Raw genomic sequence first — 17,597 nt, 5'->3', positions numbered from 1 at the left:
GCAACAGTACGCGCGTACTGCTAGCGTGCGCGTACCCGCTGGGCCGGCGCCTGGGCGAGCAGCTTGAGCGCGTAGGGCGCGTCGTGGCGCAGGTAGCGGCCGGCCAGCCGGCGCGGCTCCACGCCGAGCCGGTGCGCCCACTCCAGGCCGGTGCGCTGCATCCAGCGCGGCGCCCGGGCCACGTCGCCGGCCACGAAGTTGACCGCCGCGCCGCAGCCGATGAACCAGGCACCCGGCAGGCCCGGCCGCAGCCTGGCGATCATCTGCTCCTGCTTGGGGAATCCGAGGCCGACGAAGACCAGGTCCGGGCGGGCGTCGATCACCTTCGCGCAGAACTGCTCGTACGCGATGGAGTCCTTCTCGAAGCCGAAGTCCGGACACAGCGTGCCGGCCACCCGCAGCCCCGGGCATTCCTGTTCCAGCCGGTCCGCCGCCCGGGCCGCGCCGTCGTTCTCCGGCGCGCCGCCGATCACGAAGATGGACCTCTTGTCGCGGGCCAGCCCGGCCGAGAGCGACCAGATCAGGCTGCTGCCGGCCACCCGCTCGGGCAGCGGCGAGCCGCCCAGCTTGCTCGCCCAGACGAGCGGCATGCCGTCGGCCACGATCAGGTCGGCGTCGTCGAGGTGCTCGCGCGCCTCCGGGTCGACCTGCGCCCGCCGCAGGATGTCGATGTTCGGGGTGATGATCCGGCCGCCCCGGCCACGGTTCAGCGCGTCCCGCACCACCGCCACGACCTCGGCCTCGGTGATTCGGTCGATACCCGTACCGTCCAGGTCAACCCGGTCGAAAGCCTCGATGGGCACCTGTCGCCTCCTTCACGGTTGTTGCCTCGTTATAGGAGCGAAACGAGCGAAGGTGGGCCAAAGTGGCACGGGTGTTATTTCTGGGTGGATTAGGACGTAGCGGGACAACGCTCGTCGAACGTCTGCTCGGCGAGCTTCCCGGGGTGTGTGCGCTCGGCGAGGTGGTCCACCTCTGGCAGCGCGACCTCCGCGACGACGAGCGCTGCGGCTGCGGCGCGCGCTTCTCGGCCTGCGGGTTCTGGCGGCGGGTCGGCGCGCTCGCGTTCGGCGGCTGGCACAACGTCGACGTCGACCGGGTGCACCACCTGCGGGCGGCGGTCGAGCGCACCCGGCACATCCCGCGCCTTGCCACCGCCGTCGAGGCGCCGGAGGAGGTGCACGAGTACGCCGAGTACTACTCCCGGGTGTACGCGGCCGCGGCCGAGGTGTCCGGCGCCCGGATCGTCGTCGACTCCTCCAAACACTCGGCGCTGGCCCACGTGCTGCGCTGGTCGGGCGACCTCAACCTGCGGGTGGTGCATGTGGTGCGGGACGCGCGCGGGGTCGCGTACTCCTGGACCAAGACGGTCTCCCGCCCCGAGACCGACGGCGCCGGGGAGATGACGCGCTACTCCCCCGGGCGCTCGGCGCTGCTGTGGAACGCGCACAACGCGGCCTTCGGCCTGCTCGCCCGGCGCGGGGTGCCGGTGCGCCGCATCCGGTACGAGGAGTTCGTGGCCGACCCGCTCGTTGCCCTGGCCGACCTGGCTTCGTTCGCCGGCGTCGCGCTCGGCCCGTCCGATTTATCCTTTGTGGAGGACGGGCACGCCGATCTGAAGGTGGGCCACAGCGCGGCCGGCAACCCGATGCGCTTCACCGTCGGGCGGGTGGCGCTGCGCCGCGACGACGCCTGGGTCTCGGCGCTGCCGCCCCGGCAACGGCGTCTGGTCGGCGCCGTCTGTGCGCCCATGCTGCGGGCGTACGGATATCCCCTGTCGCCTTCGGAGGTGTCCCGGTGAACTGGCCTTCGGTCGGGGTCGTCATCCCCACCCGCAACCGGCCCGAGCTGGTCCGCCGGGCGATCTCGGCGGTGCGCGAGCAGCGTTACCCCGGCGATCTCAAGATCCTTGTCGTGTACGACCAGACCGAGCCCGACTATCTGCTCGCCTCCACCGAGGGTGTGCAGGTGCTGGTGCTCACCAACTGGCGCACCTCGGGCCTGGCGGGAGCCCGGAACACCGGCATCCTCGCGCTGGACACCGAGTTCGTGGCGTTCTGCGACGACGACGACCGCTGGCTCCCCGACAAGCTGCGCCGCCAGGTCGCCGCGCTGCTCGCCGACCCGGACGCCGAGATGGCGACGTGCGCGATCGAGGTCGAGTACGAGGGCCGGTGCACGCCGCGGCTGGCCGGGCACAGCCGGGTGACCGTCGACGAGCTGGCCCGATCCCGGATGGCGATGCTGCACTCGTCGTCGTTCCTGCTCCGGCGGGACGCGCTCGCCGAGGACGCGATCGGGCTCGTCGCCGAGGACGCTCCGGGCAGCCAGAACGAGGACTGGGACCTGCTGCTGCGGGCCGCGCGCCGGGCGCCGATCGTGCACCTCGACGAGCCGCTGGTGCGGGTGCTCTGGGGGCGGACGTCGCATTACGCGTACGAGTACGCCACCAAGATCTCCTCGCTGCGGTGGATGATGCAGCGCCATCCCGAGATCAGTGGGTGCAAACCCGGCGCGGCGCGGGTATACGGGCAGCTGGCGTGCTGGTCGGCGGCGTCGGGCAACCGCAGCCAGGCCTGGCAGTTCAGCAAGGAGGCCGTGCGGGCCAACTGGAAGGAGCCCCGGACCGCCATCGCGCTGGCCGCCATGACGGGTGCGGTGAAGGTCGAAAACGTTCTTTCGGCGCTGCACAAGCGCGGACGGGGTATCTGAACTCCCATCCGACCGCCCCGCCCACCACCCAAAAAGGGACTGAGGACACACCACTTTTCATCACACCCGATCACACGGTAGTGTTCGGGTGTGTTCGAATTAGTGCGGATCCTCTAGTGCTGGCGCAACAACGCCAGTCCGCCATCCTCGACCGGGTCCGGGCCGCCGGCGGCGTCCGGGTCAGCGAACTGGCCGCCGAGTACGGCGTCTCCGACATGACGATCCGCCGCGACCTCGAGTCGCTGGCCGATCGCGGCCTACTGGCGAAGGTACACGGCGGAGCCACCACGGTGAGCCCCGGCTCGGCGCACGAGCCCGGCTTCGCCGCCAAGTCCGTCCGCCAGCGCGCCGAGAAGGCGGCCATGGCCATGCACGCGGCCGGCCTCGTCTCCCCCGGCGACGCGATCGCGCTCTCGGCCGGCACCACCACGGCCGGCCTCGCCCAGCGGCTCGTCGACGTCCCCTCGCTGACCGTCGTCACCAACTCGATCCCGGTCGCCGACGTCTTCTACCGCGCCGGGCGCCCCGACCAGACGGTGGTGCTCACCGGCGGCACGCGTACCCCCTCCGACGCCCTCGTCGGCCCGGTGGCCGTCGCCGCGATCGGCACCCTGCACCTCGACATGCTCTTCCTCGGCGTGCACGGCATGAGCGAGCGCGCCGGCTACACGACCCCCAACCTCATGGAGGCCGACGTCAACCGGGCCCTGGTCGAGGCGGCCGAGCGCCTGGTCGTGCTGGCCGACCACACCAAGTGGGGCACGGTCGGCATCTCCTCGATCGTCCCGCTCGAGCGCGCCGACGTGCTGATCACCGACGACGGCCTCGAACAGCAGGCCCGCACGCTGCTGGAAGAGACCGTGCCCGAGCTCGTGGTGGTGACCGCGCAGTGACGTTCAAGAACCGTACGGCCATCCGCCTCTCGGACGGCCGGGAGCTGATCTACTTCAACGAGGAGCCGCACACCCACCGGGCCGAGTACCCGGACACGCGGCACCTCCCGCCCCCGCCGCCGGCCTCGCAGCTGCGCTACGACCCGCTCGCTGACGAGTGGGTGGCGGTCGCGGCGCACCGGCAGACCCGTACATTCCTGCCGCCCAGCGACGCGTGCCCGCTCTGCCCGTCGACCCCGGCATTCGCCAGCGAGATCCCGGCGCCCGACTACGACGTGGTGGTCTTCGAGAACCAGTTCCCGTCGTTCAGCGACCGCATCAAGGCCGACGAGATCACTTCGCTCACCGACCTGGTGCCGGTGCGCTCGGGCATCGGCCGCTGCGAGGTCATCTGCTTTACCAGCGACCACAACGGCTCGTTCGGCAAGCTCTCGCCGTCCCGCGTACGCACGGTGGTCGACGTCCTGGCCGACCGCACTCTTGAGATGTCGCAGATCACGGGCGTCGCGCAGGTCTTCCCGTTCGAGAACCGCGGCGTCGAGATCGGCGTGACCCTGCACCACCCGCACGGGCAGATCTACGCCTACCCCACGGTGCCGCCGCGCACCGAGCAGATGCTGCGCGCGGCCGGCCGCTACCTCGCCCGCACCGGCCGCGACCTCTACACCGATGTCCTCGCGGCCGAGCGCGCCGCCGGGGTGCGCGTCGTGGCCGCCAACGAGCACTGGACGGCGTACGTGCCGGCCGCCTCCCGCTGGCCGTACGAGGTGCAGCTGGCGCCGCACCGCAAGGTCCCCGACCTGCCCGCCCTCTCGGACGAGGAGCGCGACGCGTTCGGCCCGCTCTACCTCGACGTGCTGCGCCGCTTCGACGCGCTGTTCGGCAAGCCGATGCCGTACATCTCGGCCTGGCACCAGGCGGTCGTGGGCGAGGGGCGCGAGCTGGGCTACCTGCACCTGCAGCTGTTCAGCATCCGCCGGGCCGCCGACAAGCTGAAGTTCCTGGCCGGCTCCGAGTCGGCGATGGGCGCCTTCATCAACGACATCGTCCCCGAGACGGCCGCCGAGACACTGCGCTCTCTGTGAGATCACAGTTGCTTTCCGGATTCTCTTCCTAGAGGGTCGGAGTTATGGGATTCGCCTGGTCCAACATGTTCGTCACGCCCGAGGAAGACCCCCGCACCGACGGTGGCTTCACCGGGGAGCGCGACACGCTCGTCGGCTACCTGCGCGATCAGCGCCTGACGCTCGAGTTGAAGTGCGCCGACCTGACCCCCGAGCAGTTGGCAGCGCGCGCGGTCGAGCCGTCCCCGATGTCGCTGCTCGGCCTGGTGCGGCACATGGCGGGTGTCGAGCAGAACTGGTTCCGGGTTCACTTGGCCGGCTTCGAGGTGCAGCGCCACTACCGCACGCCGGAAGACCACGACCTCGACTTCAACGGCGCCGTCGCCGACCCCGAAGTGGTGGCCGAGGCCTTCCAGACCTGGAAGAACGAGATCGCATTCGCCGAGGACTACGTCGACTCCATCGAAGACCTCGGCTACGTGGGCGAGGGCGACCTGGCGCTGCGCGAGGTCCTGATCCACATGATCGAGGAGTACGCCCGCCACAACGGCCACGCCGATTTCCTGCGCGAGCGCATCGACGGCCGCGTCGGGCAGTAACTGGCACCTCTTGGGGTGGGGGTCTGTTTGAGCGGGCTTGGCGTGATGGCCGAGCCGGCGTCGGTGTCGGAAGCGGTAGCCACGGATGACCGCGACGGCCGGCACTCATCATTGTTGGCCGCCCTCGATCAACTGCCGGCGCATGGACGGATCTGCCCGGCGGTGGCGGGCCGCGCCCATCGACGGCCCCGGGCCATGGCAGCCGCCCGGCTCGCCCCGGCTCGCCCCGGCCGGCCGCGGCGGGGCGGCGCGGTGCGTCGAATGCGGCGGCGCGGTGCGTCGCCTGCGACAGCGCGGTGCGTCGCCTGCGACAGCGCCGTGCGTCGCCTGCGACAGCGCCGTGCGTCGCCTGCGACAGCGCCGTGCGTCGCCTGCGACAGCGCCGTGCGTCGCCTGCGACAGCGCCGTGCGTCGCCTGCGACAGCGCGGTATGCGGGATGGGGCGTGGGTCTTCCGGGTGTTACGTGCGGCGTGCCGGGCGCGATATGCCGGACGTTTGTGCGGTGGGCTGTGCGAGTCTCCGCTGTGGTCGGCGCCGATTTCGCCCGGCCGTCCCACGCTGAGGCGATCGGTGTTCGCCATTGTCGGTGGAGGCTGTTTAACGGTGTTTGCCGTTGCGGAAGAATGGCGCGGAACAGCGTTGACGGAATGGCACGCACGGCGGCCGAATATGGTCGGCGCCGCGGGTCGGGTGGGGTGTGGTCCTGGTCGGCGGAGGCCATCTGCTCGGCCGTGGCCGGCATGGCCTGCTGGGTGGGTGCGGGCTGCGTGACCTGCTCGGCCGTGGCGGGCGCCGCCGGGGTGGGCTGCGTGACCTGGTTGCCCGCCGGGTACACCACCGGCTGTGCTGGTGAGCCGAGGTCCTGGCCAGTGCGGGCGGGAGCGTGCGGCGGCACCGGCGCCACCGGGCGCCCAGGTGTGCCGGCGCGGCCGGACCAGAGCCGCCGCTCGGCCGCCGTCAAGGGTGAACCGTCGTCACCGCCGTGCAGCCGGCGCAGCTTACGCGCGTGCCGCTCGACAAGCCCCCACGCGCGCTGCCGGGCATGCACGCGGCGGAACTCTTCACGCGCCGGCGAATAACGACGCGCCCGGGTCGGATCACGCATTTCCGCTAGCTGGGACCTGGTGAAGAGCTCCATCTGCCGCACCCCAGAATTATCCCACTCCAAAGAATCCGGCGGTAAGCCCAGAACCGACTTCGAGCATGCCATTCTCACCCCGGAATAGCCGCCGTCAACAATGGTGATATCCGGCCCGACTCCCGACATGCCGGGACAGCCCCATCCGCGACGGCCGCTGCCGCCGCGACCAGGCCGGCACCGGGCGATGGCATCCCCGGCCCGACCACCATCACGCCGTAACCGGTCGCACCTGAAGCCGGTCGGCCAAGGCACCCCGACCGGACGCCACAGCCGAGCCGATCAGCCAGCCGTCGGCCGCGGCAACCGAGCGCCCGAAATATGCACTCATACTCACCGGCGGGTGATCACGGGCGGCCAGCGATGATGAGTAACCGCTCGCGGCACAGCGAGCAGAGCTTAGGGGCGGGGGGCCCGGGACAAGGCCCCCCGCTGGGAAGGGACGGGTCGCGCTGACGCCGGGGGTAACCGAGCGGCGCCCGGGACAAGGCAGCCATCGGTGGGCGAAACCCACAGCTACGCGACCGTCATTTCGCCTTGAAAAACGAGGCCCGTATCCCCCAGTTACGGAAATAAACATGCGTTTTGGTGCATAGGTTTAAAGCTGGACCACCATCTCCCGGTTCTCCCGGAGGAACGCGACGATGGCGTCCGGGGCTGTCGCCGGCGAGCCGGCCTGGAACGGCGGCTGCGGGTCGTACTCGATGCCCAGCTGGACGGCCATCGCCGCCTCGGGGCCGACGATCTCGCCGAGCAGCGTCAGGGCCAGGTCGATGCCGGACGAGACGCCGGCGGCGGTGGCGTACTTGCCGTCGAAGACCACGCGCTCGGCGACCGGCTCGGCGCCGTAGTTCCGCAGGTGGTCGAGGGTCAGCCAGTGCGAGGTCGCCCGGCGGCCGGTCAGCAGGCCGGCCACGCCGAGGATCAGGGAGCCGACGCAGACCGACGTGGTCCAGGTCGACGTGGCGTCGGCGGCGCGCAGCCACTCGTGGATCGGGCCGGGCGTCAACGGCGGCGCGTACCCGCCGGGGACCAGCACGATGTCGGCCGGGGGCGCCTCGGCGAGGGAAGCGTCGGCGATCAGCGTCAGGTAGCCGGTGTCGGTGTGGATCGGGCCGGCCTTCTCGGCGACGAAGAGGACCTCGTTGCCGGGGAAGCGGCTGAGCACCTCGTAGGGCCCGACCGCGTCGAGGGCGGTCATCCGGTCGTACAGCAGGATGTTGATCTTCATTGTTCTCTCCTTCAGAAGCGGCGGCCCTCAGAAGCGGCGGCCTTCAGAAGCGGCGGCCTTCAGAAGCGGCGGCGGTACTCGGTCGGGAAGACGTCGAGGGCCTGGAGGAAAGCGCGGCGCATGGCCTCAGGGGTGCCGTAGCCGGCTTTTCGCGACACCTCGGCGACGCCATCCGTGGTGTCCTCGAGGAGGCGGCGGGCGGTCTCCAGGCGTACGCGATCGACATAGCGACCCGGCGGGACACCGATCTCGGCGGAGAACGCCCTCGTGAACTGCCGGGGCGAGAGGTTGGCGGCGGCCGCGAGGGCCGGCACCGAGAGATCGCGCTCGGGATGCTCGGCGATCAGGCGCTGCACCTCGCGCAGCGGCTCGCGGTGGGCGACCTGGCCGGCGAGCTGGGCGCTGAACTGGCTCTGCCCGCCCGGCCGGCGCAGGAACATGACCAGGCCGCGGGCGATGGCGAGGGCCACGTCGCGGCCGAGGTCCTCCTCGACCAGCGCGAGCGCGAGGTCGATGCCGGTGGTGACGCCGGCCGAGGTGGCGATCCGGCCGTCCCGCACGAAGATCGGCTCGGCGTCGACGTCGACCTTGGGGTGATGGCTGCGCAGGGATTCGCAGTACTGCCAGTGGGTGGTCGCCTTGCGCCCGTCGAGGAGGCCGGCCGACGCCAGGAGGAAGGCGCCGGTGCAGACCGACATGATCCTTTGTACGTCGGCGCCTCGTGACGCTAGCCAGGCGACGACGTCGGCGGGCGGCTCGCGGGTGCCCTCGCCGCCCGGCACGACGAGGGTGTCGGGGGGTTCTTCGAGGGACAGATCGGGCGTCAGCCGCAGGCCGCTCGACGTGCGGACGGGAGCGCCACCGACGCTCGCGGTCGTGACCCGATAGGCGCCGGCGTAGGTGAAAACCTCCAGCGGGCCGGTCACGTCGAGGCTCTGCACCCCGTCGAAGAGGACGATCTGCACGTGGTGACGCATGAACCGATCGTCCCGGCGTACGCGTCATGACCGCAACGACGAAGAACCCACCTTTTGTGCCACCGGGCTTGAAAAGAGGCCGCCGGCGTCACGCCGGCGGCCTCGAAAATCAGGCGAGCTTGCGGGCCAGGTTCTCGTCGAGCGCGTTCATGAACTCGTCGGTGGTCAGCCATGGGGCGTCGCGCGAGATCAGCAGGGCGAGGTCCTTGGTCATCTGGCCGCCCTCGACGGTGTCGATGCAGACCTGCTCGAGCGTCTCGGCGAACTCGGTCACCGCAGCGGTGCCGTCGAGCACGCCGCGGTGCTTGAGGCCGCCCGTCCACGCGAAGATCGACGCGATCGGGTTGGTCGAGGTCTTCTCGCCCTTCTGCCACTGGCGGTAGTGCCGGGTGACCGTGCCGTGGGCGGCCTCGGCCTCGACCGTGCGGCCGTCCGGCGTCATGAGCACCGAGGTCATCAGGCCGAGCGAGCCGAAGCCCTGGGCCACGGTGTCGGACTGCACGTCACCGTCGTAGTTCTTGCACGCCCAGACGTACCCGCCCTCCCACTTCAGCGCGGCGGCGACCATGTCGTCGATCAGCCGGTGCTCGTAGGTGAGGCCGGCGGCGGCGAACTGGTCGGCGAACTCGCTCTCGAAGATCTCGGCGAACAAGTCTTTGAAACGACCGTCGTACGCCTTGAGGATCGTGTTCTTCGTCGAGAGGTAGACCGGGTAGTTGCGGGCCAGGCCGTACCGGAACGAGGCGCGCGCGAAGTCGCGGATCGACTCGTCGTAGTTGTACATGCCCATGCCGACGCCGCCGGCCGGGAAGTCGACCACCAGGAACTCGATCGGGGCCGAGCCGTCCTCGGGCGTGAAGGTCATGGTGAACTTGCCGGCGCTCGGCGCGACGAAGTCGGTGGCCTTGTACTGGTCGCCGTGCGCGTGGCGGCCGATGATGATCGGCTTGGTCCAGCCGGGTACGAGCCGGGGCACGTTCTGCATGATGATCGGCTCGCGGAAGACGACGCCGCCCAGAATGTTGCGGATCGTGCCGTTCGGCGAACGCCACATCTTCTTGAGGCCGAACTCCTCGACCCGCGCCTCGTCGGGCGTGATGGTGGCGCACTTGACGCCGACGCCGTGCCGCTTGATGGCGTTGGCCGCGTCGATCGTCACCTGGTCGTCGGTCTCGTCGCGGTGCTGGATCGACAGGTCGTAGTACTCGAGCGGGACATCGAGGTAGGGCAGGATCAGCTGCTCCCGGATCTGCTTCCAGATGATCCGGGTCATCTCGTCGCCGTCGAGCTCCACGACCGGGTTGGTGACCTTGATTTTCGCCATCGGCCGGCGCTCCTCTCCCGAAAACCATGCTTAGCAGTACGAGCGTACTGCCCAGGCCGTGAAGATCGTCGACCGCCCCCGACCTGGAGTTATCCATATCGCTATTGCCCGTTTTACCTCAGGTTGGGCGGTCGTGGCCTCTCCTCGATGACATCGAGACATGTCGCTATCCGAGAAGCTCAACCAGCCACTCAGCCGACGACTGCTCATCGCCGGGGGCGCGGCGGTGGCGTCCGGGCCGTTGCTGGTCCGGCCGTCTTCCGGGTACGCGAACACGTCGCCCGCCCTCCCGGCGGATGTCTTCACGCTCGGCGTCGCCTCCGGTGACCCGCTCCCGGACGGCGTCGTGCTGTGGACGCGGCTCGCGCCCGCGGCCGGCATGCCCGACCGGCCTTCCCGGTGGAATGGGAAATCTCCCTCGATGACCGTTTTACTCGCGGCCGCCGGTCGGGGGTCTCGCTCGCGCACCCCTCTTTCGGCCACTCGGTGCACGTGGATGTCCGAGGGCTTCGACCCGGCACGGTCTACTACTACCGGTTCCGCGTTTCCGGACAAATTTCATCAATCGGGCGTACGCGTACCGCACCGGCGCCCACCGCACATCCGCGCGGGTTGCGTTTCGCGTTCGCGTCGTGCCTACTACGAGCACATGCCGCTGCGGCGATCGTCGCTGCCGCGCGGGCTCGACATGCAGGCTTACCGGCGGCTGCGGTTCGGCTCGCTGGCCGGCCCGGGATCGCCTCGGTCACGGAGTCGGCTGCGCCCGTGTCCACTCTCGCGATGGGCCCCATCTACGACGTACACGATGACCAGGGTGTCTTCCCCATGCAGCGATAGTTATCCACAGATCTTCAAACGGGCGCGCGGGGTGACCCGCGCGCCCGGCAGAATCTCTGCATGCCGCTCACCCACACCGTCGGCCACCTGACGATCACCGCGTTGGAAGACGCACAGGGCCCGTTCTTCCTCCCCCGGGCCGAGGCGTTCCCCTCGGCCACGGCCGAGCAGTGGGCCCAGGCCGACGCGGCCGATCCGGCCGCCGTGACCTCCGGCGGCGACTGGTGGCTGCGCTTCCGCAGCTACGCGATCCGGTACGGCGACGGCCCGGTCACCCTGGTCGACGCCGGCATCGGCCCCGCCGGCTCGCTGGCCGCCGATTGGGCGCCGGTCCCCGGCCACCTCCCCGCCGAGCTCGCGGCGGCCGGCATCGCCCCCGGCGAGGTCTCCGCGATCGTCCTGACCCACCTGCACAACGACCACATGGGCTGGGCCGTGCCCCACGATTCCCCGTTCACGTCAGCCCGCGTGGTGGTGCAACAGGCCGATGTGGACGTCTACAAGACCAACCGCCACAGCGCCGGCCAGTTCGACGTGCTGATCGAGCCGCTGCTGGCGCAGGGCCGCCTCCAGGTGCTCTCCGGCGACGCCGTCCTGGGTCCGGGCGTGCGCATCGTGGCGACGCCCGGCCACACCCCCGGCCACCAGTCCGTCCTGGTCGAGGAAGGCGACGAGAGCCTGCTGGTCGCCGGCGACCTGGCCGTCCACATGATCCAGCTGCTGCACCCCGACGTGGCCTACGCCAGCGACATGAACCCCGACGAGGCCCGCGAGACCCGCCATCGCATCGTGCGACAGGCAACCGATCGAGGCGCCACCTTGGCCGTCTCCCACCTGGGCGAGGCCTTCCACCGGCTATAGCTCGAGCCGCCGCCACTCGTGGTGGGCGCGCCAGCCATCGTCGCCGGCGCGGAAACGCTGGAGGAAGGCCACGGCTTCGTCCTGGTTGCCGGTCTCGGCGCGCAGGTGCTCGCCCTCGGGCGCGGCTCGGTGTTCCAGGGCGTATATGCCGGGCGCGGCGCCGGCCTTGGGGCCGAAACCGACCTGGGCGTAGGCGCCGTCGGAGCGCTCGAGGAGCGCGAAGAAGCGCTCCTCGTTGAGGCCGCGCACGACCCGCTCCAGCTGGTCGGGGCCCGGGTTGGGCACCGGCGGGAGCGACAGCGTGGTGACGGTCTTGAGCGCGAACGTCAGCGGCGACGGGCTTCCGCCGGCCGCAGCGGCCTTCGCGGCGGGCCCATGCGGCCCCGCGGGCCCATGCGGCTCCGCGGGCCCATGCAGCTCCGCGGGCCCACGCAGCTCCGCGGACCCATGCAGCTCCGCGGGCCTATGCGGCTCCGCGGGCCCACCCAGTTCCGCGAGCGAGTCCAGCTCGGCGAAGGCCTCCGCGTACTCCCTGCGGCCGGGGCTGCCGTCGGGATAGGCCCGCTGCAGCGTGGCCAGCGCCTCCGGCCGCCGGCCCAGCGCGAGCTCACCGGCCGCCACGATGACCGGGAAGCGGCTGGGATATTGCGGGTTCTGGTCGGTGGCCAGCCACTCCGCGCGCTTCGCCTCGGTCAGCGCCGCCACCGTCTTCCGCTCGTCGAGGTAGAGCACCAGCGGATCGAGCAGGTAGCGCTCGACCGGCAGGGCCTCGAGCTCCTCCCGGGCGCGGAACAGCAGCATCGGGGAGGCGGGGGCCAGCGTGTCCAGCAGCCCGGTGTCGACGACGTCGGACTTGCCGAAGGCGCCGGCCGTCGAGCCCAGCAGGCGGATGGCCAGCTTCGCGACCGTGGGGAAGGCGGTGGTCGCGCGCACCGTCAACTGAAAGCTGTCGGGCGCTGCCGGCGGACGCACCGACAGATCGAGCTGGAGGCGCTGACGTCCGCCGTCGGCGACCTTGCGGGTGTAGGTCAGCGCGGTGGCCGCCCGGGTGAAGCCCTGGGCGGCCAGCGCCGCGTCCCACCGGTCGGCGGCCACCTCGCGGATCCACGCGGTGGCCGTCGCACGGTCAACTGTCATCAGAACCTCACGGCACCTTGATCTCGCGGACGTCGACGACCTTGTAATCGCCAGCGTAGCGACCGACCGTCGTCGGGTGGTTGCCCGCCAGGATCCAGTTGTCGAAGTCCCGCTGCGCGGCCGTCCGCGTGGCCGACCCGCTCTTCACCTCGACGCCGATGATGTTGCCGCCGCCGAGGTCGATCGCGCAGTCGTAGAAGCGCAGCTGGTCGCCGTTGCCGCGGACCGCCACCTGCGTACGGATGACGTTGTAGCCCTGGGCGGCAAGGTCGTCCATGACCGCCTTCTCGGCCGCGGCGCCGACGCGCGACGTGCCGCTGCTCGAGACGAACTTGCCGGCCGCGTCGCGGATCGAGCCGTCGGGGTACTGGTAGAGGCCGTTCCCGAGCGGGATCGCCTTGCAGCTCACGTTGTGCACCAGCACCGGCTCGTCGCCGGCGTACACGTAGAACGCGTGCGCGCCGTCGACCGTCAGGTCGTACATGTCCTGGCCGCCGGGGATCACCCGGACCTCGGCGACGGTGACGGATGAGCCGTCGTCGCTGCGCAGCGCCGTCCCGGACACGAGCGACGCCGCGTCGATCCACCGGTCGTCCGACCCGCTCCAGAACGGGTGCTTGCTGGTGGTGTGGATGACGGCCCCGCCCGCGACCACCACGTCGACCAGGTCGGTGTCGTACGTGCGGTAGGTCTTGCTGACCACCCCTCCGGCCACCCGGTCGCCCACCGCGACCTCGGCGATCGGACGGCGGCCGCCGTCGGCCATCAGGACCGGTGTGGCGGCGTCGAAGCTCTGCGTGAGGCAGGCCTTCGTGATGTCCTCGTTGATCTCGGTCTCGAGCTTGATGGCCGTGTTCAGGTCGACATCGACCCGGTGGAGGTCGTCGAACGCCTCGGCCAGCCCTTCGCCCGTCCGAGCCGCGTTCTTGATCCCGACGATCGCCTTGGCCCAGGCGAACAGCTTCTCGTACGGGATGAAGTTGGCCGCGGCCCAGGCGCAGTCGCCGTTGACGCCGTGGCTCTGCCAGATGTACTTGCCGCAGCCGATGAAGTCGCCGACGGCCAGATCGACCAGGTTGCGCAGCGACGCCTGCATGACCTCGCGGACGTCGAGGTGCACCCGCTTGGTCCGGTCCACGCTGAACGGCTTGGTGCCGAGCTCGAGACGCTCGCAGATCGCGCTGGTCGTCCCCTGGTACTGGCAGACCACCACGTTGTAGACGAGCGTCCCGGTCATGTGCACCGGCACGTCGACGTCGCAGGTCGGCTTGGCGTTGCACACCAGATCGCCGGTGGTGACGTTGATGTCGCCGACCGGGGCGATCTCCAGGAACATGAAGCCGCCGTCGTAGCTGGCGATCAGCTGCCGCTGGTCCTCCTGGTCCTGGGCGGCCTTCTCGGCGTCGTCGGCCGCCTTCTCCGCGGCCTCGGCATCCGCCTGCGCCCGGGCGGCGGCCGCCTCGGCGTCGTCGGCGTACTTGTCGGCGTCGTCGGCCGCCTTCTGCGCGGCGTCGGCCTCCACCCGAGCCTGGGCCGCGGCGGCGCGCGCCGAGGTGGCGTCCCGCTCGGCGGCGTCGGCGGCGGCATCGGCCGCGTCCGCGTCGCCGGCGGCCGCGGTCGCGGCGGCGTGTGCCGCCGCCGCGTCCCGTTCGGCCTGCGCGTTCAGGGTCGAGGTGGCGGCCGCCGCCTGGGCCGCCGCGGCGGCGTCGTTCGCCGCTGCCGCCGCCGAGGCGCGGGCGTCCCGTGCCGACCGGGCCGCGGCCGCGGCGCTCGTGGCGGCGTCGGCGGCTGCCTGTGCCGCGATCTTGGCGTCGCCGGTAGCCGCGGCGGCCAGTGCGGCGGCGTTCGCGGCGGCGGCGTTGGCCTCGTCGGCGCGGGCCTGGGCCGCGGCGGTCTGCTGCTGGGCGACGGTAAGCGCGCCCTGCCCGACCAGCACCGCCAGAGCGGCGGCCGAGTCCTTGTCGACGAAGGGCGCGCCGAGCCCGACCGCCTCGTTGGCCGGGGCGGCCACCTCGGCGGCCGAGTCACGCGCGGCCACGGCGGCCTGTGCGGTCGCGTACGCCCGCCCGGCCGTGATCGCGCTCTGCGCCACCGCCGCGTCGGCGGCCGTCTTGGCCTCGCCCGCCTGCCGCGCGGCCTCCCGCATGTCAGCAGCGGCAGCCGCCGCGTCGGCGTCGGCGTTGTTGGCGTGCTGCTTGGCGTCCTTCGCGGCGGCAAGCGCGTCGGCCGCCGCCGAGTGAGCGGTCAGCATCGCCGACCGGGTGATCGCGACCTGTTTGTCGGCCTCGTTCGCCGCGGCCAGAGAGCGCGCCGCCGCGGCGTGGGCCCGGGTGGCCGCCTCGCGGGCCGCCTGGGCCGCCGCGGTGGCGACGTCGGCGTCGTGCTGGGCGCGGTCGGCCGCCGTGTCGGCCTGGTCGGCCGCGGCCTGCGCGTCGTTCGCGGCCTGCCGGGATGCGACCGCCTCGGTGCTGCCCTCGTCGGCGTTGGCCCGCGACTGCATGGCGGCCGCGCGGGAGGCCAGGGCGTCGCGCTGCCGGGCCGCGTTCTCGGCGGTCTCCCGATAGATGCGGGCCTGGTTGGCGGCGCTCTGCGCCGCGAAGTCGTGGTCGGCCGCGGTCTGCGCGTCGGCCTCGGCCTGGGCGCGGGCGGACGCGGCGATCCCTTGCTGGCGCTGGGCGTCCGCGTTGGCGGCCGACGCCTCGGCGTGCTTCTGCTCGGCGATCGCCCGCTGCTGGGCAGCGACCTGACGCTGCTGCTCGGCGATCTGGCGCTGCTGCGCGGCCTTGTTCGCCGCGGTCTGCGCGGTCGCCTTCGCCTGCTCGGCGACCTGCCGCTTGGCCTTGGCGGTGGCCGCGTCGGCGGCGGCGGCCTGCGCCTCGCGGGCGGCCGAGTCGGCGGCGGCCTTGGCCTGGCGGGCGGCCTCCTGCGCGGCGTTCTTGGCGTACTCCGCCTGCATCGCCTTGGCCTGCGTCTGGGCCAGCGAGATCAGCGTGGCGCTGTCGGCGACCGCGGCCTTGGTGGCCTGCACCGCGGTGGCCGTCGCCTTGGCCGCGGCGGCAGCGCCGGCGGCGGAGGCCTTGGTGACCTGGGCCGACTGCTGCGCGTACGCGAGACCGCGCCCGACCGGATAGTTGTTGTCGGTCGCGATCGTGGCGGCAGCGTTCTGCGCGTTGGTGACCGCGGTCGCCTGTGTCTGGGCGTCGGCCGAGGCATTGTTCGCGATGGTCAGCTGCGCGGCCGCCCGGGTCTGCGCGTTCTTGATCTCGTTGGTCGCATACGTGAAGTCGGCAGCGGTCGGCCAGAACATCGTGTCGTGGCCGGTGCCCGTGTTCGAGTTGTCCTGCGAGGACACGAACTGCTGGGTCGTGCCGCCGCTGCAGGTCTGCACGGTCGCCTGGAGGCCGCTGGTCGCCGTCGCGAAGTTCAGGCACTTGTTGGCGCCGACGTTGTAGAGCCGGGTGTTGCCGACCGTGCTCTGCCACTGCCAGTGCTGGGTCGCCTTGCCGCTGGTGCAGGCGTTGAGGACGACGTTGGTGCCGTTGAGGTCGAGGCACCGGTTGGTGCCCGTGTTGATCAGCGTGCCGTCCAGGTAGTTGGCCATGACGCCCGGGCGGAACTTCTGCGCGGTGCCGTTGTTGCAGGCGTACAGCTCGATCTTGTTGTTGTTGGCCGAGGAGCCGCCGGTGTTGTCCAGGCAGAGCGTGGTGGCCGACTTGTACTTGAACGTCATCGGGCCCGACCCGGCCCAGCAGTAGCCGCCGGCGGTGTAGCAGGCCTGCCACTTGCTCAGCTGGCCGGCTATCCAGGACTGTCCGACCGACTCGCCCATCGCGATGGCCGCGGTCTCCAGGTCGCTGTAGGCCTTGATCTGTGCGTTGACGATCGTGCTGCGCTGGGCGGCCTGGGAGTCGAGCTCGGTCCGCCATTCGGCCGCCGCGCTCTTCACGACGTTCGCGAGCACGTGGTTCGGGTCGAGCGGGTTCTCCGCGTCGCACGAGGAGAAACGCTGCTTGAGGGCCTCGACCTCGAAGCGGTACTCGGCCGTTCCCGGGGTCAGCGCCGTCTTGGGGAAACCGCCGAACTGCAGGAACTCACGCAGGTCGTCGGCGTGGTGGTTGCCGTCGAAGATCGTGCCGTCGCCGAAGACGTCCTGGTCGCCCACCTCGCCCCAGGAGATCTCCTCCTGCACCGAGTGCGGCGCGTCGTCGTCGCCGTTGAACAGGTGCAGCTGGTCGGCGAGCTGGTTGCCCTTGGCCACGGCCTCGTCGGAGGCGATCGGCGCCAGGTCCTCGTAGAGCTTGTCCTCGCCCTTGAAGAACTGATCCACATAGAACCCGGTGATCCCGAGATCGCCGTAGAAGTTCGGCGCCCACTGGAAGCCGGTGACCGTCTCGGTGGGGATCTCGAAGTTGTTCGGGATCGAGTCGCTCCACACGTCCTTGCGGTCGTAGAGCGTGTCCCACATGGCCGACCGGCTCGCCTGGTCCTTCTCGTAGGCGAGCGCGAGCGGGGTGTCGTCCCAGTACCGCGGGTCGCCGGCCGTGTGCATCTGCGCATCCGTGCCGGCCAGCGCGGGCTGGGCGATCTTCTTGATCTCGGGACCGCCGGCCTGGAGCACGAAGCCGAGGCGGCAGCGGTCGAGCCGGGCGTCGGTCAGCCCGTCGTCGAGACGATTCGGAAAGGCCCAGGTGTCACCGGTGTCGGCGTGGGCCGGCGCGGCCGGCGCCGAAATGATGGTGATCGCGGCCAATGCCGCGCAGGCAGAGCCCAGCCAGCGTGCAGCCCTCATGACAAGTCGCCTTCCCCCGTGAAAGCGCTGTAAC

13 protein-coding genes and 1 pseudogene are annotated in these 17,597 nt (G+C 71.2%); 8 read left to right on the top strand and 6 right to left on the bottom strand.

The annotated features are described in order from the left end of the window. Window positions 1-20 precede the first annotated feature (20 nt). Entirely contained in the window at window positions 21-803 is a 783-nt protein-coding gene (locus ACIA5D_RS11290) for a WecB/TagA/CpsF family glycosyltransferase (protein ID WP_396029743.1), read from the bottom strand. 62 nt (window positions 804-865) lie between these two features. On the opposite strand from ACIA5D_RS11290, the gene ACIA5D_RS11285 reads away from it, so the two are divergent. The 5 genes from ACIA5D_RS11285 to ACIA5D_RS11265 all read left to right on the top strand — a co-directional run bounded on the left by ACIA5D_RS11285 (window position 866) and on the right by ACIA5D_RS11265 (window position 5,268). Continuing rightward, entirely contained in the window at window positions 866-1,801 is a 936-nt protein-coding gene (locus ACIA5D_RS11285) for a sulfotransferase (protein WP_396029742.1), read from the top strand. Continuing rightward, a complete protein-coding gene (locus ACIA5D_RS11280; RefSeq protein WP_396029741.1) occupies window positions 1,798-2,712 on the top strand; it encodes a glycosyltransferase family A protein in 915 nt (304 codons plus the stop codon). The genes ACIA5D_RS11285 and ACIA5D_RS11280 overlap by 4 nt, the downstream gene beginning before the upstream one ends. 116 nt (window positions 2,713-2,828) lie before the next feature. Then, window positions 2,829-3,605 carry a DeoR/GlpR family DNA-binding transcription regulator gene (locus ACIA5D_RS11275; RefSeq protein WP_396029740.1) on the top strand — a complete coding sequence of 259 codons (777 nt, stop codon included), beginning with the start codon at window positions 2,829-2,831 and terminating at the stop codon, window positions 3,603-3,605. Further along, complete coding sequence (galT, locus tag ACIA5D_RS11270; RefSeq protein WP_396029739.1) at window positions 3,602-4,690, top strand: galactose-1-phosphate uridylyltransferase; 1,089 nt, start codon at window positions 3,602-3,604, stop codon at window positions 4,688-4,690. Before ACIA5D_RS11275 ends, galT begins: the two co-directional genes overlap by 4 nt. Before the next feature lie 44 nt (window positions 4,691-4,734). Continuing rightward, entirely contained in the window at window positions 4,735-5,268 is a 534-nt protein-coding gene (locus ACIA5D_RS11265) for a DinB family protein (RefSeq protein WP_396029738.1), read from the top strand. Window positions 5,269-7,005: 1,737 nt separating this feature from the next. On the opposite strand, the gene ACIA5D_RS11260 is transcribed toward ACIA5D_RS11265, so the two are convergent. The 3 genes from ACIA5D_RS11260 to ACIA5D_RS11250 all read right to left on the bottom strand — a co-directional run bounded on the left by ACIA5D_RS11260 (window position 7,006) and on the right by ACIA5D_RS11250 (window position 9,939). Further along, complete coding sequence (locus tag ACIA5D_RS11260; protein ID WP_396029737.1) at window positions 7,006-7,638, bottom strand: DJ-1/PfpI family protein; 633 nt, start codon at window positions 7,636-7,638, stop codon at window positions 7,006-7,008. 59 nt (window positions 7,639-7,697) lie between these two features. Beyond that, window positions 7,698-8,615: a GlxA family transcriptional regulator gene (locus ACIA5D_RS11255; protein ID WP_396029736.1), complete on the bottom strand. Its 918-nt coding sequence runs from the start codon at window positions 8,613-8,615 to the stop codon at window positions 7,698-7,700. 109 nt (window positions 8,616-8,724) lie between these two features. Then, entirely contained in the window at window positions 8,725-9,939 is a 1,215-nt protein-coding gene (locus ACIA5D_RS11250; protein WP_396029735.1) for an NADP-dependent isocitrate dehydrogenase, read from the bottom strand. Between the two features lie 160 nt (window positions 9,940-10,099). Here ACIA5D_RS11250 and ACIA5D_RS11245 point away from each other — a divergent pair. The 3 genes and pseudogenes from ACIA5D_RS11245 to ACIA5D_RS11235 all read left to right on the top strand — a co-directional run. Continuing rightward, window positions 10,100-10,288, top strand: a pseudogene (locus tag ACIA5D_RS11245) (hypothetical protein); the annotation flags it as partial. Window positions 10,289-10,290: 2 nt separating this feature from the next. After that, on the top strand, window positions 10,291-10,776 hold the full coding sequence (locus tag ACIA5D_RS11240; protein ID WP_396029734.1) for a PhoD-like phosphatase N-terminal domain-containing protein: 486 nt from the start codon (window positions 10,291-10,293) through the stop codon (window positions 10,774-10,776). Between the two features lie 60 nt (window positions 10,777-10,836). Beyond that, a complete protein-coding gene (locus tag ACIA5D_RS11235; protein WP_396029733.1) occupies window positions 10,837-11,637 on the top strand; it encodes an MBL fold metallo-hydrolase in 801 nt (266 codons plus the stop codon). Here ACIA5D_RS11235 and ACIA5D_RS11230 read toward each other — a convergent pair. Then, complete coding sequence (locus tag ACIA5D_RS11230; protein WP_396029732.1) at window positions 11,632-12,774, bottom strand: hypothetical protein; 1,143 nt, start codon at window positions 12,772-12,774, stop codon at window positions 11,632-11,634. The genes ACIA5D_RS11235 and ACIA5D_RS11230 overlap by 6 nt on opposite strands. A gap of 7 nt (window positions 12,775-12,781) precedes the next feature. Then, the gene (locus ACIA5D_RS11225; RefSeq protein ID WP_396029731.1) at window positions 12,782-17,563 is read right to left on the bottom strand and encodes a ricin-type beta-trefoil lectin domain protein; all 4,782 of its coding nucleotides are present in this window, start codon (window positions 17,561-17,563) and stop codon (window positions 12,782-12,784) included. Window positions 17,564-17,597: the final 34 nt, after the last annotated feature.

It is taken from the genome of Actinoplanes sp. NPDC051513 (genome assembly GCF_044454685.1).
GTDB lineage: Bacteria > Actinomycetota > Actinomycetes > Mycobacteriales > Micromonosporaceae > Actinoplanes.
Note: the sequence above shows the minus strand (reverse complement) of the source record. Positions and strands in the feature narration are given on the sequence as shown.